Here is a 22265-nt window from a genome sequence, read left to right as displayed (position 1 = left end):
TCGCGAAGGAGAGTTTCGTGACCGAGCGTTCGCTCGCGACCGTCTACGGCTACCCGCGCCAGGGAGCCGGCCGCGAACTGAAGAAGGCCATCGAGGGATACTGGGCGGGCAGGGTCGGCGCCGACGAACTGCGCTCGACGGCCCTGCGGCTGCGCCGTGCCACCTGGAGCGAACTCACCGCGGCCGGACTCGGCGAGGTGCCCTCCGGCGACTTCTCGCTCTATGACCATGTGCTGGACACCACCGTCATGGTGGGCGCCATCCCCGAGCGGCACCGTGCCGCGGTCGAGGCCGACGCGCTCGACGGCTACTTCGCCATGGCCCGGGGCACCCAGGAGGTCGCCCCCCTGGAGATGACCAAGTGGTTCGACACGAACTACCACTACCTGGTCCCTGAACTCGGCCCGTCCACCGTATTCGCCGCCAACCCCGAAAAGCAGCTCACCGAACTGGAGGACGCGCTGGTCCAGGGGCACAACGCCCGCCCCGTACTGGTCGGCCCGGTCACCTACCTGCTGCTGGCCAAACCGGCCCCCGGGGTGGCGGCCGACTTCGACCCGCTCTCGCTGCTGGACGAGCTGCTCCCCGTCTACGCCGAGATCCTCACCTCCTTGCGCGCGGTCGGCGCCGAGTGGGTCCAGCTCGACGAGCCGGCCTTCGCCCAGGATCAGCCGCAGGAGGTGCTCGACGCCCTCGCGGGCGCCTACCGGCACCTGGGGGGTCTCGCCGACCGTCCCAAGATCCTGGTCGCCGGCTACTTCGACCGGCTCGGTGACGCCCTTCCCGTGCTGGCCGCCGCCCCCATCGACGGGCTCGGACTCGACTTCACCGGACAGGCGTCGGCCAACCTGGACGACCTGGCCTCCATCGGCGGCCTGCCCGGCAAGCGGCTGGTCGCCGGAGTCGTGGACGGGCGCAACATCTGGATCAACGACTTCGAGCGGTCCCTGGCGACCCTGGCGACGTTGCTCGGCCTGGCCGATCGGGTAGACGTCGCCGCCTCGTGCTCCCTCCTGCACGTTCCCTATGACGTCGCACTGGAGACCGACCTCGATCCGGAGGTTGAGCGCTGGCTCGCCTTCGCCCGGCAGAAGACCGCCGAGATCGTCACCCTGACCCAGGGGATCACCCAGGGGACGACCGCCATCGCCGACCTCAGCGCCGACAACAAGGCCGCCTTGCGGTCGCGCGCCGAATCGGCGTTGACCCGCGACCCCGAGGTCCGCGCACGGGTAGCGGCCGTCACCGACGCCGACGCCCGCCGTACGCACGCGTACGCCGGGCGGGCCGCGGTGCAGCGGGCCCGGCTCAAGCTGCCGCTCCTGCCCACCACGACCATCGGCTCCTTCCCGCAGACCAACGAGCTGCGGGTCGCCCGCGCCGACCTGCGCGCGGGCCGGATCGACCAGGCCGCCTACGATGAGCGCATCGCGGCGGAGATCCGAGATGTCCTCGCCTTCCAGGAAGAGGCGGGGCTCGACGTCCTGGTGCACGGCGAACCCGAGCGCAACGACATGGTGCAGTACTTCGCCGAGCAGCTCGCCGGATACGTGGCCACGCAACATGGCTGGGTCCAGTCCTACGGCACGCGCTACGTCCGCCCGCCGATCCTGGCCGGCGACATCTCCCGCCCAGAGCCGATGACCCTGCGCTGGACCACGTATGCCCAGTCGCAGACCAGCCGGCCGGTCAAGGGCATGCTCACCGGCCCGGTGACCATGCTGGCCTGGTCCTTCGTGCGTGACGACCAGCCGCTCGGCGAAACCGCCCGCCAGGTCGCGCTCGCCCTGCGCGACGAGGTGGGCGATCTAGAGGCGGCCGGTACCGCCGTGATCCAGGTGGACGAGCCCGCCCTGCGCGAGACGCTGCCGTTGCGCGCCGCCGACCGGCCCGCCTATCTGGCCTGGGCGACCGAGGCGTTCCGGCTGGCCACCTCCGGCGTACGCGACGACACGCAGATCCACACCCACATGTGCTACGCCGAGTTCGGCGAGATCCTCGGCGCCATCGACGCCCTCGACGCCGACGTGATCAGCCTGGAGGCCGCCCGCTCCCACATGCAGGTGGCGTACGAACTGGCGGGAGCGGACTACCCGCGTGAGGTCGGGCCGGGCGTGTACGACATCCACTCCCCGCGTGTGCCCAGCGTGGCCGAGATCACCGAGCTGCTGCGCAAGGGGCTCGACGCCATCCCGATCGACCGGCTGTGGGGCAACCCCGACTGCGGGCTGAAGACCCGCGGCTGGGACGAGGTCAGAGACTCGCTGCGGAACCTCACCACGGCCGCCCGGCAGGTCCGCGAAGGCCGGGAGGGCTGAGCCACCGCAGGGCCCGGCACCCGGCCGGGCCCTGCTCTCCGCTGGGACGACGGCGAAGGGGCGATCACAATGAGCAGACCTCCGAAGGCCCACGCGGTTCGGGTGGGCGAAACCGACATAGTGGTGATGGGCCTTGACGAATACGAAAGTCTGCTGGGGGCCCGCCGTCAGGCGGGCGCGCAGGCCAGCCGGATCAAGGTCCTGCGATTACAGCTCGACCAGGCCCAGGCGTGCCTGGCCGCGATCGAGGAACTCGTCCGGGCAGGCCACACCGTGGGCGACGGATGCGCCCAGGACTGCCTGGGATGTGCCGTCACCGCCGCCCTCTCGGCGTCGCACGTCCAGCGGGATCGAGCCGACGGGTAGCCCGGACGGCCATCGGCCCACCTACATCACCGCAGATGTCGCTCCGCGGGGCCGGTGTAGGAGCTGAGCGGCCTGATCAGGGAGTTGGCCGCGAGCTGCTCGGCGATGTGCGCCGCCCAGCCGGTGATCCGGGACATCACGAAGATGGGGGTGAACGTGGGGATGTCGAAGCCCATCAGGTGATAAGCGGGGCCGGTCGGATAGTCCAGGTTGGGGGCGATGCCCTTGGCCTTCGCCATGGCGGCGGCGAGCGCGTCGTACAGCTCCATCAGATCATCGGCGCCGCGTAGCCGGGCGAGGTCGCGCAGAGCGGCTTCCATGGTCGGCACGCGGGAGTCGCCGCGCTTGTAGACCCGGTGGCCGAAGCCCATGATCTTCCGTTTGCCGGCCAGCGCCCGCGCGAGCCAGGCCGGCGCGGCGGCGGGGTCGCCGATCTCGGCCAGCATGTGCATGACGGCCTCGTTGGCGCCGCCGTGCAGCGGCCCTTTCAGCGCGCCGACGGCGGCGGTGACCGCGCTGTAGAGATCCGACAGGGTGGAGGTGACGACCCGGGCGGTGAAGGTGGAGGCGTTGAAGCTGTGCTCGGCGTAGAGGATGAGGGAGATCTCGAAGCAGCGCACCACCTCGGGCTCGGGGATCTCCCCGAAGCACATGTGGAAGAAGTTCGCCGCGAAGCCGAGCGCCGGGTCGGGCGGGATCGGCGGCAGCCCGTGCCGTCGCCGCTGGTCCAGGGCGACCGCCGTGGGCAGGCGGGCGAGCAGGTCGAGCGCGGCTCCAGGATTGGCGTCGGCGCTGTCCTCCGTGGGATCCTCCGCGCCGAGCTGGCTGACCGCGGTGCGCAGCACGTCCATCGGGTGACAGCCCTCGGGGAGCCTGCCCAAAACCTCCTGCGTGGTGCGCGGCAGTGTACGGCGGGCGCGCTCGGCCGCCGTGAAGGCCCGCAGTTGCCCGGCGTCGGGCAGCTCGCCGTGCCACAGCAGATAGGCGACCTGCTCGAAGGTGCAACCGGCGGCCAGTTCCTGCACGGGGTAGCCACGGTAGGTCAGCGAGTTGGTCTCGGGGTTGACCATCGAGATCGCGGTTGTGTCGGCCACCACTCCGGCCAGTCCCTTGCTGATCGTCGTGGTCATCGCTCCTCCTGGTAGCCGTGGCTGAACACGTCCTCGTCGAACGCGGTGTATCCGGAGTAATCCAGCAGGTCGTACAGCTCGGCCCGGGTCTGCATGCGCTCGACCAGCCCAGCCTGAGTGCCATCGGCCTCGATGACCCGCAACGCCTCGGTGACCGCGCCCATCGCCAGGCGGAGCAGGGTCACCGGGTAGATGACCACGTTGATCCCGAGGTCGCGCAGGGTCGCGGCGGGCAGCAGTTCGGATTTCCCGAACTCGGTCATGTTGGCCAGCAGCGGGACCTCGACCGCCTTGCGCACGGCCTCGAACTCGGCTGCTCCCGCCAGCGCCTCCGGGAAGATCAGGTCGGCTCCCGCGTCCGCGAACGCCTTGGCCCGCTCGATCGTGGCATCCAGTCCCTCGGTGGTGCGCACGTCGGTGCGTGCGCAGATGACGAACGAGGGGTCGCGGCGTGCGTTCACGGCGGCACGCAGACGCCGCAGCGCCTCGGGCAGTGGCGTGACCGTCTTCCCGTCCAGGTGCCCGCAGCGCTTGGGATTGACCTGGTCCTCGATGTGGCATCCGGCCACACCGGCGTCTTCGAGGATCTGGATGGTCCTGGCGGTGTTCAGCGGCTCGCCGAACCCGGTGTCGGCGTCCACGAGGGTGGGCAGCTCGGTGACCCGCGCGATGGCCTGGGCCCGCCCGGCGACCTCGCTGAGGGTGGTGAGCCCGACGTCGGGCAGGGCCAGGTCGGCGGAGAGCACGGCGCCCGAGACATAGACGCCCTCGAACCCGGCCCGCTCGATGGAGCGGGCGGCCAGCGGGCTGAAGGCCCCGGGCAGCCGGAGCAGGCCGGCTTCGCTCAGCCCGGCGCGAAGGGCCTGGCGTTTGGCCTGCGGAGTGCTCCGCGAATGCAGCATCAGAAGATCCCCCTGGTGGTGGGCGCGGACCCGAGTCCCGCGTCCAGGTTCAGCGCGGCGACATCGGCCGCCGGCAGGTCTGTCAGCCGTTCGGCCAGGCCCAGGAAGCGCTGCTGCTCGGATTCGGTCACGATGCCCTCGGCCAGCGTGCGGAACTTGGCGACGTAGTCCTTGCGGGCGAAGGGACGCGCGCCGTCGGGGTGGGCGTCGGCGACCGCACGCGATTCCTCGATGGTGGTCCCGTCGGCCAGTTCGACCACCACCCGGCCGCCGAAGGCGCGGCGCTGCGCGTCATGGTAGGCGGCGGTCCAGGAGGGGTCCTCGGTCGTGCCGATCTTGCGCCACAGTTCGACGGTGTCGGGGCGGGCGGCCCGTTCGGGGGCGTAGGAGCCGGCGTGGTGCCAGGCGCCGTCCTGGAGCGCGACCGCGAAGATGTAGGGCAGGGAGTGGTCCAGGGTCTCCCGGCTCGCGCCCGGGTCGTACTTCTGCGGGTCGTTGGAGCCGCTGCCGATGACGTGGTGGGTGTGGTGGCTGGTGTGGATGGTGATCCGGCGCACGTTCACCGGATCACCGATGCGTCCGCGCAGGTCGATGGCAAGGTCGATGAGCGCCTGGGCCTGGTACTCGGCCGAATGCGCCTTGGTGTAGGTCCGCATGACGCCGCGTGGTGGCTCCCCCGGCTCCGGCAGCGTGACCTGGTACTCCGCCTCCGGCCCGGACAGCAACCAGGCGATGACGCCGTCCTCGCCCTCGTAGATCGGCGCGGGCGCGCCCTGGCCGCGCATCGCCCGGTCCACGGCCTCGACGGCGACCTTCCCGGCGAAGGCCGGGGCGTAAGCCTTCCAGGAGGAGATCTCGCCCTTACGGGACTGGCGGGTCGCCGTGGTGGTGTGCAGCGCCTGGCCGATCGCGTGGAAGATCACTTCCTGGGGCAGGCCGAGCAGCGCGCCGATCCCGGCCGCGGCCGAGGGGCCGAGGTGGGCGACATGATCGATCTTGTGTTCGTGCAGGCAGATTCCGCTGACGAGGGCGACCTGGATCTCATAGGCCACGGCGATGGCCCGGGCCAGCTCTGCCCCGGTTCGTCCGGTGTGCTGGGCCACGGCGAGGATCGGCGGGATGTTGTCGGCGGGGTGGGAGTAGTCGGCGGCCAGGAAGGTGTCGTGGAAGTCCAGCTCGCGTACGGCGACGCCATTGGCCCATGCCGCCCATTCCGGCGACACGGCCGAATCGCGAACGCCGAGAACGGCCGCGCCGCCGGAGCGAGGAGCCGGGTGAGCCAGCGCCTGGTCCCTGGCCACCGCCACTGGTGGGCGCCGCAACGACGCGATGGCGACACCGGCGTTGTCGATCACCCGGTTGGCGATCATCTCGGCGACCTCGGGCTCCGGGGCGGGGGCATGGACGGCGACCTCGGCCAGCTTCCAGGCCAGTTGGTCCGCGACCGGGAGCCGGTCGGCGCTCGGGCTCACCCTGACCGAATGTGTGATCATCTGGTTCCTTGCGAAGACGTGGATTCTACGACCGAGCTTTACAGCCGCCCATCCCCGCAGGCCAGCCACGTAACCTGCGAAATCCCGCGAACCGCTCGGCGCGGTTTGCGAAAGCTGTGAAGCTCGCCTTCGCTAAGCTGGCCATCGTGGGGAAGATCTTCGTGGGCCCCCGACTTCGTGCCCTTCGCCGCGATCGGGAGATCAGCCAGGTCGAGCTGGCCGGGCTCGTCGGGATCTCGGCGAGCTATCTCAACCAGATCGAGCACAACCAGCGACCGCTGACCGCCACGGTCCTGCTTCGCCTGACCGAGGTGTTCGGCGTCGATCCGGAGTTCTTCGCCCCCGAGGACGACGCCCGGCTGATCGCCGACCTGCGCGAGGCTCTCGCGGGCGAGCAGATCCCCGCCGCCGCCCTGGCCGACCTGGTCGGCGGCGACCCGGAGATCGCCCGGGCGGTGACCGGCCTGCATCGCCGCCTTCTGGCCGCCACCGAGCACGTCGCCGTCCTGACCGGGGCGCAGCCGATCGCCCCCGCCCCCTACGAACTGGTCCGCGACTTCTTCTACGACCGGCACAACTACTTCGCCGAACTGGACCGCGCGGCCGAGGACCTGGCCGACGGCAGTGATCCCGGACGGTTCGCGGCGGCACGGCTGGCCGCTCACGGCGTACGGATCATGGTGTCCGGGGACGCGCGACGGCACTACGATCCCGAGACCCGCGTGCTCCGCGTCTCCCCCGCCCTCGACCACGCGCAACGCGCCTTCCAGCTCGCCACGCAACTGGCCCTGCTCGAACACGGCCCCCTGATCGCCGATCTGGTGGACGGCGCCGGCTTCGCGGACCCGGACGCCCGTGCGCTGGCCAGGATCGGCCTGGCCAACTACTTCGCCGGCGCGCTGCTACTGCCGTACCGGAGGTTCCGCGACGCGGCCGAGCGCCACCGCTACGACCTTGACAGGCTGGCGGGCGAGTTCGGTGTGGGCTTCGAGACCGTCTGCCATCGGCTCAGCACCCTGCAACGCCCCAGGTTGCGCGGCGTGCCGTTCTCCTTCGTCCGGGTGGATCGGGCGGGCAACATCTCCAAACGTCAGTCGGCCACCGGCTTCCACTTCACCAGGGCGGGAGGCAGTTGCCCGCTGTGGAACGTCTACGACGCGTTCACCACGCCCGGCCGCCTGTTGACGCAGGTGGCCGAGATGCCCGACGGGCGGCGCTACTTCTGGACGGCCAGGACCGTCCAGCGCCGCCCGCCCCGGCATGGCGTACCAGGCGCGCTGTTCGCCATCGGGCTCGGCTGTGAGTTGCGGCACGCCCACCGTCTCATCTACGCCGACGGGCTGGATCTGTCCCGCCCGCAGGTCACCCCGATCGGCCTGGGGTGCAAGGTCTGCGAGCGGGCCGACTGCGCCCAGCGGGCCTTCCCGCCCACCGGCACCCACGTGCGGGCCGACGAACACGTCAGCGGGCCGGTGCCGTACACCGCCCCGTGACCCGGCGCCAGAGCCTCAGCCGTGCCGGAAACCCTTCCCGGCGCGGTCGAGCGGGTCGGGTTCCAACCCGAGGTAGGTGGCGCGTAGTTCGTCCCAGACGGCCAGCCGGTCGAAGTTCGGGGGGTCGAGGATCTGCTGGCGGTCGGTGAGGAAGGGATTGGGCAGCAACACCGTCATCAGTTAGTCATCTCGGCCGTTGAACAGCCGTACCCCCCAGGACGTGGGGCTGCCGTCCGCGCCGATCAGGCGGTACATCTCGGCCCGGGCGCAGCGGCGCAGGGCGCCCAGCTCGGGGCCACTGGCGGTGTGCTCGCCGATGCACAGGTGGAAGTGCCAGCGACCGAAGTCGACGGTGACGTAGCCGTCGTACATGCTGATCCGCTCGGGTGCGTTGGGGGCGGCGACCTCCCAGGCGGCGCCTTGGACGATCACGCCGAACCAGATGTGCTCCCAATGCCGCTCGAACAGGAAGGTGACCAGTTCCAGCAGGCTCCTCTCGTCGGTCGGCAGCGGCCAGACGTGCAGGGTGCCGGTGCCGTGCTCCTCGACCACGGTGTGGGTCACAGTGCGGGTCACGATGTGCCTCCTGTCTGCCGCGCCCACTGCTCGCGGCGGGTCTGGGTGGGGATGAGGGCGCAGTCGCCGCATTTGCCGGCCTCCGGCAGCCGGTAGTACAGGCAGCAGCTGCGCCGCACGAAGAAGGGGTGGCCGGGAGCGGGTTCCGCCAGTTCTCCCGTGTCCTTCAGCAGGCCGGTCTCCAGCAGGTCGCGGGCGAGCGCGACGGCCCGCCCGGTCAGTTCGGACCGGTTCCGGGCCAGGGCGCGGACGGTCCCGGCCAGGGAGGAGGCGGCGTTCCCCCACAGCAGGCCGGGGGCGAGCTTGACGATGCCGCCCACGGCGTCGGCCAATGGTTCCAGTAGTCCGGTGACGACGTCGCGGTAGACCACTTCGACGACTCGTCCCGATTCTGCGGCGCCGCTCCTGGCGACCGTCCAGCCGTTCAGCGGATGCGCGCGAAGCGGAAGCGGCCCGGACGGCGCGGAGCGCCAGTACAGAGCGTGCGGCGTCAGGTCGATCAGCAGGTCGTGGGCGATCAGTGCGCCGAGCGCTGGCGACCACACCCGCGCGGCCAGCCCTTGGAACAAGATGGAGGCCGCCACCCTGGTCTCCGTGGTGCCGAGCCGTACGGCCACCGAGTCCACCCGCTCCTTCAGCGCCGACGCGTCGGCGAGGAGGTCGCTGAACGGTCGCCAGCCGTCCGTGGGCGGCCCGGCCTCCAGCTCGAAGTAGCCGCTCACGGTGCTGACGTCGGCGACCGCGTCCGTAACAGCGGTGGGGGCCGCGGGCAGCAGCGCGGGCTCGTCGTCGATGTGCCTGGCCCACGCGGCGAGTTCCGCGATGCTCGCGAACCGGTGCTTTCGGCCATCGAAAGCGGCCTCGTAGCCGTCGCCCGCGTGTTCGATGGCCAGCAGAGCGGGCCCTGGGGCGTCCGGATGCCATCCCTCCCTGGCCAGGGCGCGCGTGAGCAGCGGGTCCTCGGGCAGCCGGGCGGGCCTGGCGCGCGCGGGATGCAGCATGAACACCCCTGCCGATCGATCGAAGGACAGTTCCTCGCCGTCGAAGGAGTCGCCGATCAGCCCGCGTTCGGTCAGCTCCTCCGGGGTCCCGGTACGCAGGATGCCGTCCGGCCCGACGAGCCAGGCCCGGTCGGCCACGCGCAGCGCCAGCTCAAGGTCGTGCGTGGACACCACGATGACCAGGCCGCGCTCGCGGGCCAGGCCGCGCAGCAGGCCCATGAGCGCGACCCGCGAGGTCACGTCCAGGAAGGCCGTCGGCTCGTCCAGCAGGATCGCCGACGGCTCCTGGGCCAGCGCGCGGGCGATCAGCACCCGCTGGCGCTCGCCGTCCGACAGCTCGCTCATCTGCCGCTCGGCCAGGTGGGCGGCGTTGACCGCGCCGAGTGCCCACGAAACGACAGCGTGGTCGCCAGGACCGAGCCGCCCGGTGAAGCCGGTGTGCGGGTGGCGGCCCAGCCCGGCCACTTCCCGGGCGGTCAGCAGCGGCGGCAGCTCTCGTTCAGTGAGGACGGTGGCCAACCTGCGGGCCAGTTCCGTGGGCGGCACCGAGCCGATCGCCGTCTCGCCGATGAGCACCTCGCCGGTCAGCGGCGGCTGGAGGCCGGCCATGGTGCGCAGCAGGGTGGACTTGCCGCTGCCGTTCGGGCCGATCAGGACGGTCAGTTCGCCGGGCTCCGCAGTGGTGGACAGGTGGTCCAGGACCCGTCGTTCGCGGTGGCCGCGCCGCGCCGGGTAGCCGGCGCACATGTCGTGCAGTCGCAGTGTCATCGTCACACCGCCAGTCCGGTACGGGCCGCGCGGCTGCGCAGCAGTATGGTGATCACCACGGGGGCGCCGACGATCGTGGTGACGGCGTTCAGCGGCAGTACCACGCCGCTGCCCGGCAGCTGAGTGGCCACGCAGCACAGCAGCGCCGTGGCCGCGCCGAGGAAGGTCACGCCGGGCATCAGCAACCGGTGGTCGGCGGTGCCCAGCAGCAGTCTGGCCACATGGGGTACGGCCAGGCCGAGGAAGGCGACCGGCCCGCAGTAGGCGGTCACCGCGCCTGCCAGGACGGAGGCGACCGCCAGCGTCAGCGTACGCACCAGCCGGACGCGCACCCCCATCGTCCGGGCATAGTTCTCGCCCAGCAACAGCGCGTTCAGCGGCTTGACCCCGGCCAGCGCCAGGCCCAGCCCGGCCAGGCACACCGGCGCGAACAGCGCGAGGTCGGCCCAGGTCGTCCCGGCGAAGCTGCCCAGCCCCCAGCTGATGAACTGCTGCGCCCGCTGTGGGTCGGTGTAGACCAGCAGCAGTGTGATGACCGAGGTGGACGCCGACCCCACCATCACGCCGACCACGAGCAGCGTCACCACCGACCGCACCCGCCGCGACAGGGTCAGCACGAGGGCGAGGACCGCTCCGGCGCCCGCCGAGGCGGCCACGACGACGCCCAACCGGCCCAGTCCGGAGATCCCGGCGGTGAACGCGCCCACCGTGCCGCCCCAGCCGACGATGATCACCGCGACGCCCAGGCTGGCGCCCGAGCTCACGCCGAGGATGTACGGTTCGGCGAGCGGATTGCGGAACAGCGTCTGCATCTGCGCCCCGGCCACCGACAGGGCCGCCCCGGCCAGAGCGGCGGTGATGGCGCGCGGGAGCCGTACCGTCCAGATGATCTCCTGGACGCCCGGGTCGGCGGAAGGGGCGCGCACCAGGGCGGCAAGGGCGGCATCGAGCGGGATGGGCGTGGAGCCGAGGGTGACCGCGAGGGCGAACGTGACCGGCAGAGCCAACGCCATCGTCACCAGGACCATGCCCCGGCGCCGGTGAACAGCCGGAGCCGCAGGCAGTGCGACCGCGGTCACTTGGCCATCTTCTGGTAGAAAGCGAAGTCGTGACCCGGCGCCAGGTCCGGGTGCAGGATGGCGACCAGGTCGCCGAGGATGAGATCTGGGCGGCCGACGCCGCGCTCGTAGAAATCGTTGCCGCCGCCGGGGCCGAGGCTCTTGTTCGAGGACCAGACCTGGCCCGAGGCGAAGGCGTCGAACTTGGCGTAGCGGGGGTCGGCCTTCTCCACGTCCGCCAGGCTCTTCCAGTCCGAGGCGGTGGCCAGCCAGACGCGGGCGTCCTTGGCCTTGGCGAGTACCGCCTCCAGGTCAAGCGTGGCGCTGCCGGGACCTGGGGTGTCGGTCCAGGCGTACGTACCGCCCGCGTCCTTGATCAGCTTGCCGACGTAGCTGCCGCCGTTGGGCACCGACCACTCGCCCTGGAACATCTGCCCGGGCAGGACCGTCACCGGGGTGGCCGCCTTGGCCCTGCCGGCCAGCGCCAGGTAGTCGGCTTCGATCGTGCCGAACACCTGGGTCGCGCGCTGCTCGGTCCCGGTGAGCGCGGCCATGAGCTTGATCCATTCGGCGCGGCCGAGCGGGGTGCTCTCCAGCCACTCGGCATTGGCGACGATCTTGATCCCGGTCTGCCGGAGCGGGCCATAGCCCTTGTCCTCGGTGCCCCCGGTCATCAGCACGCCCGGCTTGGCGGCGATGACCTTCTCCGTGTCGATCTCCTGCCCTTTGGCGTACTCGGTGATCGCTCCCGCCTTCACCTTGTCCAGCACCTGCGGCGAGGTGATGAACCCAGCCGAGGCCACTCCCTTGAGACGGTCCAGGACGCCCAGGTCGGTGACGAAGGGGAGGTGTGTGGTCGAGGCCGAGTACAGCGACTCGATCGGCGTCTCGATCACCACCGCGCCCGCGACCTTCGGGTCGGGGGTACCACAGCGCAGCAGCACGTACGTCTCCGGCCCGGCGCCGGCGGCCGGCTGCTTGACCGTGATCGTCTGATAGTGCTTCGCGTAGGCGAGGGTGAAGTTGGTGGCGTGCTTCAGTGCCTGCTTGACCGGGAAGTAGTCCTTCGCTGGGTCATAGGTGGTGACACATCGCCCGTCCGCCGCGGCCGGCGGCTTGGGCTGTGCCGTCCCGGCGCAGCCGGTGACGAGCAGGAGGGCGAGCGTCGCCCCGCCAAGAGGGCGCAATGGACCCATCGGATTCTCCCGGAGGCAAGGCTGCGGCCGCCGTTCCGCGACGGCGATCGCAGCGTTCGTGGGGGCGGCGCTCCGAAAGAGTGACAGCGATGGCCACGGTCCATCCTCTCTTGGGGAGATCCGCCCCAGTTGGTCGAGGAGGCGACCGCGTGAGTCTCCTGGCTCTCGGGTCGATGCTCGTCCCGGCCTTCCCGCCCCGCGCGGGGGCAGTGGCTTCATCGGGATCCGCTCGCCGATCACAGTGGCGGGACCGCGCCGGATTCACACCGGCTTCCTCGTCCGCGCTCGCCTTTCCGACATCATTACACGAAGTAGGTCAATTCACCGAGAACTTTGCGGTGTGAGCCACGGCCCCTTTTCAGCGGCAGGTCGGGCGTGGGCACTTGTACAGGCTGTTCGGCCGTGCCGCTTGACGATTAGGAGCTGTTCGAGGTTCGGATCTTGGTGAGGTCAGTGCCGGCCTGGCCATAACTGGTAGAACTCGGATGTGGCACGCTTCGATGTGACCGATACCGAGTGGGCGTTGATCGAGCCGCATCTGCCGGTGGCGGCTACCGGGCCGCTGCCACGGCGGGTGCGTGATCAGTTCAACGGGATCTTGTGGCGGTTTCGTACCGGGTCCGGCTGGCGTGACCTGCCGGAACGCTACGGTCCTTGGTCCACGGTCTACTCCCGGTTCAATGGCTGGGCCAAGACCGGGGTGTTCCACAGGCTGATGGACGCGCTGATCGCCGAGGCGGCATCGCGTGGGCAGGTGGGGTTGGAGCTGGTCAGTGTGGACTCCACGGTCGTGCGGGCGCATCAGGAGTCGGCCGGGCTGGCGGTGGCCGGGGAGACCCTGGATGCGCTGGAGCAGGCGCTGACCGAGGAAAAGGGGGCTCCGCTTGCGGAGCAGCCGCCGGTGCTGCGGGTGATGCGCCGCAGGTCGCATCCGACCTCGAGGAAGCGGGTGCGCCGCCGGGCCACGATCGCGCGCTGACCCGGCGACGCCGCAAGGCCCGGGCGAAGGCCGCCGCGCTCGGCCGATCCCGGGGCGGGCTGAGCAGCAAGATCCATACCGCGGTCGACGCGGCCGGGCTGCCGCTGGCCTTCGTACTCACCCCTGGGCAGGCCGCCGACTGCCCGCGGTTCACCACCGTCTTAGACAAGATCCGTGTGGCCGGGCCGTCAGGCCGGCCACGGACCCGCCCGGCTGCGGTGGCCGCGGACAAGGCCTATTCCTCCAAGGCCAACCGGGCCTATCTGCGTCGCCGCCGGATCGGCGCGGTCATCCCGGAAAAGAGCGATCAGCAGGCCAACCGGAAGAAGAGGGGTTCGGCCGGCGGGCGGCCGGTCGGCTTCGATGCGGTGCGTTACCGGCAGCGCAACACGGTTGAACGCTGCTTCCAGAAGATCAAGGCCTGGCGCGGGCTGGCGACCCGGTACGACAAGTCCAGGGAAAGCTACGAGGCCGGTCTCCACCTCCGAGGCTCGATCATGTGGCTGAAACTCCTCACCCCGACCACATGATCCGAACTTCAAACAGCTCCTAGGCGCCGGGTAGCGCTGCGGGAGTTCGGGAGGCGTCGCCCCCTGGCACGATGCGGCGAAACCGGAGGCGACCGGGTCGGCCCCGTTGGGGGTCGAAGATGTCCACAAGAGCGCGTTTCGGCGCATCAGTACCTTCGTGCGAGGCGGAGACTCCCTGCGCTACCGCAGCATGCGCCCCCGCATCACCGAAGCACAGACCGCGGCGGCACACGCCTTCCAGGCCAGTCACGGCGCCGCGACACAGACTTTGTCGTGCCCATGAGCCCGGCCCTCACCACGTCGGTAAGCCGGCTGCGCCTCGATGAGGGCACCGGCACCGCACCGATCCGGTCACCGACACCAGCGCGGAATTGGTCATCGATCCGGCGGCTCTGGCCGGTCGGGAAGCCATTGACTGGACTAGGGTGCGCGCCGCCATGGACACCGACGGCGGCTGCGCCACTCTGCCGGAGGTGATGGCCCATCTGAAACGAGCCCACACCCTTGTCGCCGTCGATCAGGTCGGCCGTAAGCTCGCCGAGCGCACCCTCCGCGCCACGACGGAGGGACATACCGACATCGCGGCCTGGGCCGCGCAATGGCCCACAGTGCTGTTCGCGATCGAGGACTGCCGGCATGTCAGCCGCCGGCTGGAAGGCGATCTACTGCGCGCCGGCCATCCAGTGGTGCGGGTCACCACCCAACTGATGGCCGGGCAACGCCGCTCCGGCCGGGAGCGCGGCAAGTCCGACCCGATCGACGCGCTAGCGGTGGCCCGGGTCGCGCTGCGCGAGCCAAATCTGCCAATAGCGCACCTGGACGGCCCCTCTCGGGAGGTCAAGCTTGTGACGTGCCACAGTTAGCGTCGCTACATCTGCCACGCTTTCGTCGTGTTGGGCTGTCCAGGTCTCGCGGTCATAGGTCTTCGATGTAGTCGGCGGCGATGTCGTCGGGTGGGTTGGTGTACAGGCGCAGGTAGCGGTCGTTGGCGTGGCCGAGGCGGCGTTCGAGTTCGGCGCGGTTGTGGCCGGAGGCCTGCGACAGGCCGTAGGCGAAGGTGTGCCGGGCGTCGTGCGGGCGCAGGGTGCCGAGTTTGCGGTCGGGGTCGGGCATCTGGGCGTCGTGCAGGCGGCCGATCTCGCCGACGATGGTGTTGATGGAGCGGGCCGAGAGGCGGCCGTCGGGGCGGCGGGCGGCGATGGAGGCGGCCGACAGCAGCAGCGCGGCCGCCGCAGTGCCAGCGACGGTGCTGGCGGCGGCGTCGCCGGGCCGCTCCTGGGCGAGGTAGTCGGCCAGCGCCTGGCGGGCGTCGCGGCCCAGGAACACGGTGCGGCTGGTGCGGCCCTTGCCGCGCACGCCGACAAGGCGCGCCTTCTTGGCCTGGCGCAGCCGGTCGGGGTCGGCCGGCTCCAGCTGGTCCAGGTCCAGGCCGACCAGCTCGGCGCGGCGCAGCCCGGTGCCGAACAGCAGGTAGATGATGGCCCGGTCGCGCAGCGGGCGGGCGTGGGCGTGCACCCGGGGCGTGGCGGCGCCGCGGTGACGGCGGCCCTTGAGCTCGTGGAAGGTCTCGATCCGGTCCACGACGTTCTTGACGGTGCGTACCTGGGCGGCGGCCAATGCTCGCGGCTGCGGGGCGGGCAGTGGTAGCGGGGGGACTTTCTTGGTCGGGTCGCCGTGGCGCAGGAGGCCGGCGGGGGCGTGCGCGGTGATCCAGGTGAACAGCGCTGACAGGTGCGCGAGGTGGTTGTTGACGGTCGCGGCGGCCATCGGCGCGGGCAGGTTGTCGCGTTCGCGGTTGCCGGCGGCGGCCAGGTGGTCGCGCCAGGCTGTGATCTCGCGCGGGGTGACGGCCGAGAGCCGGTCATGCCCGAGACCGCCCGTGATCCAGGCGCCGAAGCGCTCCAGATGCCGGGAGATCTTGGCGGTGACCTCAGCTGAGCGGACTCCGCGCACGGCGAGATCGAGGTAGCGCTCCGTCCAGACCGGGAGGCTGTCGTCGGCCGGATCGAGGCGTTCGGGAATCCCGGCCACCTTTCGTGAAGTGATTTCAGCGTGACCCTGCCCGGTTAGCAAGGACGCCGAGCTGTGGGTGGAGGACGGCATGCAGCCACATTACTTCACGGAAGGGCTATTTCCTGAAGTGAACCGACCTCTCGGCAGGGGCGCCGCCGGGACTATCCGGGTTCGGCCCTTCGCTGCGGCGGGATAGCCGCGAAATTTCTCCGCCCTGGCACGAAATGATGGCCCGACTCCTTACATAGGCACAGATGTCCGTAAATCAAAGCGATGAAGGAGACCATGGGGATGCCGAGAAGACCGGACGCGGGACCAGCCCGTGGGAAGTGAGCTGGCCAGGTTCGAGTCCATGTACCGGGAGACGTATGGCCAGATCACGGCGTACGCGGCCCGCCGCTGCCACTCGCCGCAGGATGCGGCGGACGTCGTGGCGGAGACCTTTGCCATCGCCTGGCGGCGGATGGGCGAAGTGCCGGACGGAGAGCAGGCCACCCTGTGGCTGTATGGCGTGGCGCGCAAGGTGCTGGCCAACCACTATCGGGTCGAGGTGCGCCGCCAGGCCCTCAGCGTGGAACTCGACGCCGAAATGGCCGACCTCTACCAGGCCGCGCCCGACAGCGGGGTCGAGCTGACTGCAATCGCGCAGATCTTCCGGGCTCTACCGGACACCGATCGGGAGCTGTTGTCCCTGGTCGCCTGGGAGGGACTGGACCGACAGCAGATCGCCACCGTGCTCGGTATGTCGCGCAACGCCGTACGCATCAGACTCCACCGCGCCCGCAGGCGCTTCGCCCGCGCGCTCGCCGAGGCGGACGTGCACTTCACATCGGAAGGCCGGTTGGCCCCCGCGGAGGGACAGCTGTGATGAAGAACATCGACGACATCGACGAGATTACTCGTGCGCTGGCTCGGGTGGAACCGGGCCAGCCGGGAGGGCGCGCCTCTGATGTGGGGGCGCGGAAGCTGCTGGCCTCAATCGCCGCCGAGCAGCCCGGCCCGTCCGCCGTCCGCCCCCGCCGGCGCCCTGCCCAGCGGCTGGCTCTGGGGCTGGCGGGCGCGGGGGTGCTCGCTGTGGGCATCGTGGTGGGGCCGAGCCTGCTGAAGGAGAGTGGTGCTCCCTCCTACGCGGTCACCAAGGAACCCGACGGTGTCGTGTACGTCCAGGTCCGGGATTTCCGCGACGAGGCGGGGCTTGCGGAACAGCTGAAGGAGCTCAACGTCCCAGCCATCGTCGACTACGCGCCGCCGGGCAAATGGTGCAAGGAACCGCGTGGAACCCGCGTCCAGGACATTCCCCGCGGCCTGTACTCCGTGCCGGAGAACATTCCCGGGGAGCAGCACAGCCAGGGCTGGCAGATGCGGATCGACACCAAACTCTTCAAGCCGGGCCAGAAGATCGTGTGGACGATCAGCGAGCGCTGGACCAGCACGTACCTCATGAGCGGCCCGGTCGCCCCGTGCATCCTCGTGCCTGACAAGTCGCACGAGCTGAAGGAGATCAAGTCTGACTACCGGACGGCGACCACGAAGGGCGGCTCGCTCGCCGGCTTCCGGGTGGACGAGAAGACCGTCGGGGAGGTCCTGCCCGAGCTCAAGAGGCGCGGGTTGAAGGTCGAGTACTTGATCATGGCGGTCGCGCCGGACAACCCGGGCGGCTTCGGCGAACTCCGCACGCAGACCAAGCCCGTTGGCGACGACTGGATCGTCTGGGAGGCGGAGGAGCCCATCCGCAACCCGGGACTGATCCGCCTGCTCGTCACGGACAAGCGCTTCGACAGGAACCCTGTCTACGGCGGTCCACGCGACAACGTCATCAAGGAATAGGCCTGCCCGGGCTGCCATGACACATGGGCCGGCTGACGCACGGGGCTACAGTCGCTCCGCGCTCTCGACCAGGCTCGGCATGGAAAATCGCGCTGGAACTCGAGGCCGTGAGAAAGCGCCACGACACCACCGCGGCACCCGACGGACGCGGATGTGGCGGCGGGGCAGAACGTCCCCGTCGACCACAACTGCGACAACCGGAGTCGGGTTCAAGCCGCAGGTAACCGCTTAACAACGCCACGAATGCCTGGTAGCGCGACCAGGACTGGGCTGATCGGCGACCCGTTGCAGCAGCGGACTGAGCGGGGTCCCGCTATGCGCGGGTAGTCGCAACCGTGGCGCCTGCGGGTGTGGTGGGCGGTCATCGTGGGGACGGACGATAACGGGGTGAGCACCGCGAGCGAACAACACGCACAAGCCAGACCGGGCAGCGGGAGCTCCGGCCGCGTGTCCGGTGGCTTGGCCGGGCGCGCCCTGGCCATGAGCCGGTACGAGATGCTCGCGCCACACCTGCACGAGGAAGTACCGCTGGCGCAGCTGGCCGCGGCCCAGGACGAGGGCGGCGTCTCCTATCGGACGCTGCAGCGGTGGCTGGCCGACTACCGGCAAGGCGGTCTGGACGCCTTGACCCGGCCAGGCCGCCGCGACAAGGGGCTGCGTCGGTTCCCCGACGAACTCGTGGCGTTCATCGAAGGGCTGGCCCTGCGCAAGCCTCGCCCCAGCGCGGCCACCATCCACCGGCAGGCCGAAAGCCTCGCCAAGGCGCGCGGCTGGCCGTCGCCCGCCTACCGGACCGTGGCCCGGATCGTCGCCGACCTGGATCCCGCGCTGGTCACCCTCGGTCTTGAGGGCACCAAGAAGTACCGGGAGACCTACGATCTGGTCTACCGGCGCGAAGCCAAGGCTCCGAACGAGATCTGGCAGGCCGATCACACTGAGCTGGACATCTGGGTGCTCGACGACAAAGGCCGACCGGCTCGGCCGTGGCTGACCGCCATCGAGGACGACCACTCCCGCGCCATCGCCGGATACGCCGTCAACCTGGAAGCACCCTCGGCGTTGACCACCGCGCTGGCCTTCCGGCACGCGATCTGGCGCAAAGTCGAACCGAACTGGCACGTGTGCGGCATTCCGTCGGTGTTCCACCTCGACCACGGCTCCGACTTCACCTCGGCGCATCTGGAACAGGTCATGGCAGACCTGAGGGTCCGACCCGTCTTCTCGCTCAAGGGCCAGCCGCACGGCCACGGGAAAATCGAGCGGCTGATCGAGACGATCAACCAGATGTGCCTGACCCACCTGCCCGGCTACGCGCCCCGCGGCATCCCCGACCGCGCCGGCCAGGCCAAGCTGACCCTGCCCGAGCTGGATGCCGCGGTCGGCAGGTTCATCCGCGAGGTCTACAACCTGCGCACCCACAGCGAGACCAAGACACCCCCGCAGGCCCGGTGGGAGGCCGGCGGGTTCATCCCGCGCATGCCCGACTCGCTCGAACAACTCGACCTGCTGTTGCTCACCGTCGCCAAGCCCCGCGTCATCCACACCGACGGGATCCACTTCCTGTCTCTGCGCTACCTCGACCCCGTCCTGGCCTTCTACATCCGGGAGCAGGCCACCATCCGCTACGACCCCCGCGACATCACCGAGATCCGCGTCTACCTGCGCCTGCCCGACGGCGCCGAGGAATTCCTGTGCCGGGCGATCTGCCCCGAACTCTCGGGCGCCACCATCAGTCTCAAAGAGATCACCGCCGCCCGCAACGCTCGCCGCAAGCAGCTACGCGGCCACCTGACCAGCCGCAACGCCGTTGTCGACCGGCTGCTGGCTGCCCACAGCGAACCCCTGCCCGCCTCCCTGGCCAGCGCCGACCTGGCCAACTGGGCAACCCTCACCGGACCCGACGGTGATGGTGACGGCGCTCTCACCACCCAGGACGGTCCCGGCCTCAGCACCGAATCACTGACCGGCACGGACCCTGCTACTACCCACAGCGACGGCCTGCGACTCAAACGCTACTGGAATGAGTGAGCCCTCCGAGCCCCGGATAGACACCCCGCGTGGCGAAAGCAGACGACACCCCCGAGCCAGCCGCCGAGCCAGCAACGCCCTCCGACACCCCAAAGGACAACACCCCCGATCCCGCGAGCGGCCCAACCGCCGAGGCCCACCCTGACGATCGCGACAGCCTAGACCGCCCCGACGTTACCGACCGGCCTGCACCCCCCGGAGTTGGCTCTCCGCCCCGCCAGTCGGCGGGCGGGGACGGGCACCGGCCCGTCGACGTCTCCATCGTGATCACCAAAGAGCACCGGCTCTTCATCGAATTCGCCGACGCCGTACGGCGCGAACGCTACGTCGGCCTCTGCTTCGGCGCCCCAGGTGTCGGCAAGACCCAGTCAGCCCGCCACTACTCCCAATGGGACCAGCTCGCCGGCCACCTCGACGGCACCCGCCCCGTCGGCTCCAATGGCGAGGCCTCCGCCGGGCAGATCCTGGCCGCCCGCGCCGTCATGTACACCCCCAAAGTCCACAACACCCCGCACAACCTCGACAAAGAGATCTCATTCCTGTGCGATCGGCTCGGCTGGAACGTCGAACTCATGCTCAACCCCGGCCGCGGCATCGACGAACACGGCAGGCTCAACACCAGCACCCACGCCGAACTTCTTATCGTTGACGAAGCGGACAGATTGAAAGTCGGCGCCCTGGAACAGCTACGCGACCACCACGACCGCACCGGCATCGGACTCATCCTGATCGGCATGCCCGGCATCGAAAAGCGCCTCGCCCGCTACCCCCAGCTCTACTCCCGCGTCGGGTTCGTCCACCACTACAAGCCGATGTCGGCCGACGAACAAGCCTTCGTCCTGGCCAGATCCTGGCCCCACCTCAACCTAGGCGACGCCGACGATTACGCCACCACCGAAGCACTCGCCGCCATCACCCGCATCACCAGCGGCAACTTCCGCCTCACCGTCCGCCTTGTCGGCCAGATCGAACGCGTCCTAAAGATCAACAATATGTCCATCGTCACCAAGGAAGTCGTCGAAACGGCTCGCAAGAATCTCGTCATCGGCTCAATGTGATCTCCGCCAAGCACACCCGCCACAGAGACCGCGCTCCACCACACAACATCACGCCAGGGCCGTTGCCCGTCCCCCAGTCAACGGGAGGCGGGCAACGGCCTTCATAACGCCCACCAGTCCATCCCCCAACTGCCGAACCATCACGACAAGAGCCTGGCAGAAACAGCGACATCAACCGTGGCACGTCACAGCTGAGCTGAAGTTGACGGGATCCCGTCTGGTCTTGATGATCGGGCGGGATCTCGTCGTTTCAGAGGCTTTCCGAGTCGCGTTCGGGCTTCTCTGGGGCCGGCGTGGTGCGTGCCGCGGAAGGCCTGGCCGGCTCAGCGCATTCCTGCCGCGCGGACTCCTCGGCCCGCCCCGGTTTCGCCAGCAGCGACGTCACCATCGCCCCCCTCGCGGCCGTCCCCCGACCACTGCCATCACCCAATGCATAGCTGCAACTCCACACCGGTAGGCGGTGATGGCATCGCTGACCCCGAATACGCAAGATCCCTTCAGGACCTGAGCAGCGGCGCCGCTTGGACCTACCACGGGCGTGGTGGACCGTCGGCCGGGCGGTATCCGGCCCTGCGCACGGCCGGAAGGAACCGGTGGAGGCGCCCAGGCAGGAGGCCCATCTGTAACGGAGGTTCGCGGATCGGCCACAGTAGCGGCATGGAATGCGCGGAGCTGGTAGAGCTGGTCACGGAGTACCTCGAAGGCGCACTCGACGCCGAAAAGCTAGAGCGGGTGCTGGAGCATCTGACCGCATGCGACGGCTGCACGGCCTACGTCGGGCAGATGCGGACGGTCATGCACGTACTCGCCTCGGCAGGGGACGAACGGCAGGAGTTCGAGGAGGCCCCGCTGCTCGACCTGTTCCGCCAGTGGGAGCGCGACAGGCCGACCTCATGAGCATGCTGGAGGCTCTTCGCGCCGGGGATGAGCGGGCCTTCATCGAGCTGGTCCGCGAGCATCAACCGGCCATGCTGCGCCTGGCGACGATGTACTCGCCCAGCCGCGCCGTGGCCGAGGAGGTCGTTCAGGAGACGTGGCTGGCCGTGCTCAACGGCCTGGCCGGGTTCGAGGGCCGGGCCGCCCTGCGCACCTGGATCACCCGGATTCTGCTCAACATCGCCCGCCGCCGAGCCGGTCTGGAGGCCAGAGCCGTGCCGTACTCCTCGCTCGGTCCGACCCTCGACCCGGCCCGCTTCCACGGTGAAGGGCCGTACGCGGGTCACTGGATCTCCATCCCCGACGACTGGTCGGCCGTGCCGGAGGCGCACCTGGCCTCGGCAGAGGTCCGCGATCTCGTACGGCGGGTGGTCAACGGCCTTCCTCCTCGCCAGCGGGAGGTCATCACGCTGCGCGACATCGAGGGCTGGAAGGCCGACGAGGTGTCCGATCTGCTGGAGATCACGCAGATCAACCAGCGGGTACTCCTGCATCGGGCGCGGGCGGTCGTACGGCGGGCGCTGGAAATCTATCTGGAACGCCGTAACGCATGACCAGAAACACCCCTCCATTGGCGTGTCGAACCCAAGGGG

Annotated in this window: 17 protein-coding genes, 2 pseudogenes and 1 riboswitch; of the genes and pseudogenes, 11 read left to right on the top strand and 8 right to left on the bottom strand. The window is 69.9% G+C overall.

The features are described 5' to 3' along the window. Positions 1 to 17 precede the first annotated feature (17 nt). Both metE and DP939_RS28060 read left to right on the top strand, forming a co-directional pair. Positions 18 to 2318, top strand: coding sequence for a 5-methyltetrahydropteroyltriglutamate--homocysteine S-methyltransferase (metE, locus tag DP939_RS28065; RefSeq protein WP_113983781.1), 2301 nt, complete (start codon positions 18 to 20; stop codon positions 2316 to 2318). Between the two features lie 69 nt (positions 2319 to 2387). Next, a complete protein-coding gene (locus tag DP939_RS28060; RefSeq protein ID WP_147268175.1) occupies positions 2388 to 2684 on the top strand; it encodes a hypothetical protein in 297 nt (98 codons plus the stop codon). 26 nt (positions 2685 to 2710) lie between these two features. Here DP939_RS28060 and DP939_RS28055 read toward each other — a convergent pair whose 3' ends face one another. From DP939_RS28055 to DP939_RS28045, 3 genes are read right to left on the bottom strand one after another with little or no spacing between them, the layout of a single operon-like run. Next, positions 2711 to 3814, bottom strand: coding sequence for a bifunctional 2-methylcitrate synthase/citrate synthase (locus DP939_RS28055; RefSeq protein ID WP_113983779.1), 1104 nt, complete (start codon positions 3812 to 3814; stop codon positions 2711 to 2713). Further along, entirely contained in the window at positions 3811 to 4716 is a 906-nt protein-coding gene (prpB, locus tag DP939_RS28050; RefSeq protein ID WP_113983778.1) for a methylisocitrate lyase, read from the bottom strand. Before prpB ends, DP939_RS28055 begins: the two co-directional genes overlap by 4 nt. Then, entirely contained in the window at positions 4716 to 6209 is a 1494-nt protein-coding gene (locus DP939_RS28045) for an MmgE/PrpD family protein (RefSeq protein WP_113983777.1), read from the bottom strand. Before DP939_RS28045 ends, prpB begins: the two co-directional genes overlap by 1 nt. A gap of 146 nt (positions 6210 to 6355) precedes the next feature. Here DP939_RS28045 and DP939_RS28040 point away from each other — a divergent pair, with 146 nt between their 5' ends. Continuing rightward, on the top strand, positions 6356 to 7702 hold the full coding sequence (locus DP939_RS28040) for a short-chain fatty acyl-CoA regulator family protein (protein ID WP_113983838.1): 1347 nt from the start codon (positions 6356 to 6358) through the stop codon (positions 7700 to 7702). Between the two features lie 15 nt (positions 7703 to 7717). Here DP939_RS28040 and DP939_RS28035 read toward each other — a convergent pair. The 4 genes and pseudogenes from DP939_RS28035 to DP939_RS28020 all read right to left on the bottom strand — a co-directional run bounded on the left by DP939_RS28035 (position 7718) and on the right by DP939_RS28020 (position 12301). Further along, positions 7718 to 8254: pseudogene (locus DP939_RS28035) on the bottom strand (DUF7676 family protein). Positions 8255 to 8274: 20 nt separating this feature from the next. Further along, positions 8275 to 10047, bottom strand: coding sequence for an ATP-binding cassette domain-containing protein (locus tag DP939_RS46360; protein ID WP_158578718.1), 1773 nt, complete (start codon positions 10045 to 10047; stop codon positions 8275 to 8277). Positions 10048 to 10049: 2 nt separating this feature from the next. Beyond that, complete coding sequence (locus DP939_RS28025; RefSeq protein WP_225878540.1) at positions 10050 to 11126, bottom strand: FecCD family ABC transporter permease; 1077 nt, start codon at positions 11124 to 11126, stop codon at positions 10050 to 10052. Continuing rightward, positions 11123 to 12301 carry an ABC transporter substrate-binding protein gene (locus DP939_RS28020; protein WP_113983776.1) on the bottom strand — a complete coding sequence of 393 codons (1179 nt, stop codon included), beginning with the start codon at positions 12299 to 12301 and terminating at the stop codon, positions 11123 to 11125. The genes DP939_RS28025 and DP939_RS28020 overlap by 4 nt, the downstream gene beginning before the upstream one ends. A gap of 136 nt (positions 12302 to 12437) precedes the next feature. Further along, positions 12438 to 12623: riboswitch (cobalamin riboswitch) on the bottom strand. A 165-nt stretch (positions 12624 to 12788) separates the two neighbouring features. On the opposite strand from DP939_RS28020, the pseudogene DP939_RS28015 reads away from it, so the two are divergent. Together DP939_RS28015 and DP939_RS28010 are read left to right on the top strand one after the other, a co-directional pair. Continuing rightward, positions 12789 to 13810: pseudogene (locus tag DP939_RS28015) on the top strand (IS5 family transposase). Between the two features lie 437 nt (positions 13811 to 14247). Further along, positions 14248 to 14673: an IS110 family transposase gene (locus tag DP939_RS28010; RefSeq protein ID WP_147268174.1), complete on the top strand. Its 426-nt coding sequence runs from the start codon at positions 14248 to 14250 to the stop codon at positions 14671 to 14673. 52 nt (positions 14674 to 14725) lie between these two features. Here the strand turns inward: DP939_RS28010 and DP939_RS28005 are convergent, their stop codons facing one another. Continuing rightward, the gene (locus DP939_RS28005; protein WP_158578716.1) at positions 14726 to 15841 is read right to left on the bottom strand and encodes a tyrosine-type recombinase/integrase; all 1116 of its coding nucleotides are present in this window, start codon (positions 15839 to 15841) and stop codon (positions 14726 to 14728) included. A gap of 304 nt (positions 15842 to 16145) precedes the next feature. On the opposite strand from DP939_RS28005, the gene DP939_RS28000 reads away from it, so the two are divergent. From DP939_RS28000 to DP939_RS27975, 6 genes are all read left to right on the top strand, one after another. Continuing rightward, positions 16146 to 16691, top strand: coding sequence for an RNA polymerase sigma factor (locus tag DP939_RS28000; RefSeq protein ID WP_318656319.1), 546 nt, complete (start codon positions 16146 to 16148; stop codon positions 16689 to 16691). Further along, positions 16691 to 17650 (top strand): hypothetical protein, encoded by a 960-nt coding sequence (locus tag DP939_RS27995; RefSeq protein ID WP_113983773.1) that lies wholly within the window; start codon positions 16691 to 16693, stop codon positions 17648 to 17650. The genes DP939_RS28000 and DP939_RS27995 overlap by 1 nt, the downstream gene beginning before the upstream one ends. Positions 17651 to 18097: 447 nt before the next feature. Continuing rightward, positions 18098 to 19678 carry a Mu transposase C-terminal domain-containing protein gene (locus tag DP939_RS27990; protein WP_147268173.1) on the top strand — a complete coding sequence of 527 codons (1581 nt, stop codon included), beginning with the start codon at positions 18098 to 18100 and terminating at the stop codon, positions 19676 to 19678. 29 nt (positions 19679 to 19707) lie between these two features. Continuing rightward, on the top strand, positions 19708 to 20736 hold the full coding sequence (locus DP939_RS27985; protein ID WP_199565455.1) for an AAA family ATPase: 1029 nt from the start codon (positions 19708 to 19710) through the stop codon (positions 20734 to 20736). Positions 20737 to 21393: 657 nt separating this feature from the next. Then, positions 21394 to 21633 (top strand): anti-sigma factor family protein, encoded by a 240-nt coding sequence (locus DP939_RS48080; RefSeq protein ID WP_113983771.1) that lies wholly within the window; start codon positions 21394 to 21396, stop codon positions 21631 to 21633. After that, positions 21630 to 22226, top strand: a complete 597-nt coding sequence (locus tag DP939_RS27975; RefSeq protein WP_113983770.1) for an RNA polymerase sigma factor — start codon at positions 21630 to 21632, stop codon at positions 22224 to 22226. The genes DP939_RS48080 and DP939_RS27975 overlap by 4 nt, the downstream gene beginning before the upstream one ends. Positions 22227 to 22265: the final 39 nt, after the last annotated feature.

The organism is Spongiactinospora rosea, assembly GCF_003315795.1.
GTDB lineage: Bacteria > Actinomycetota > Actinomycetes > Streptosporangiales > Streptosporangiaceae > Spongiactinospora > Spongiactinospora rosea.
This window is presented reverse-complemented; position numbering and strand designations above follow the sequence as displayed.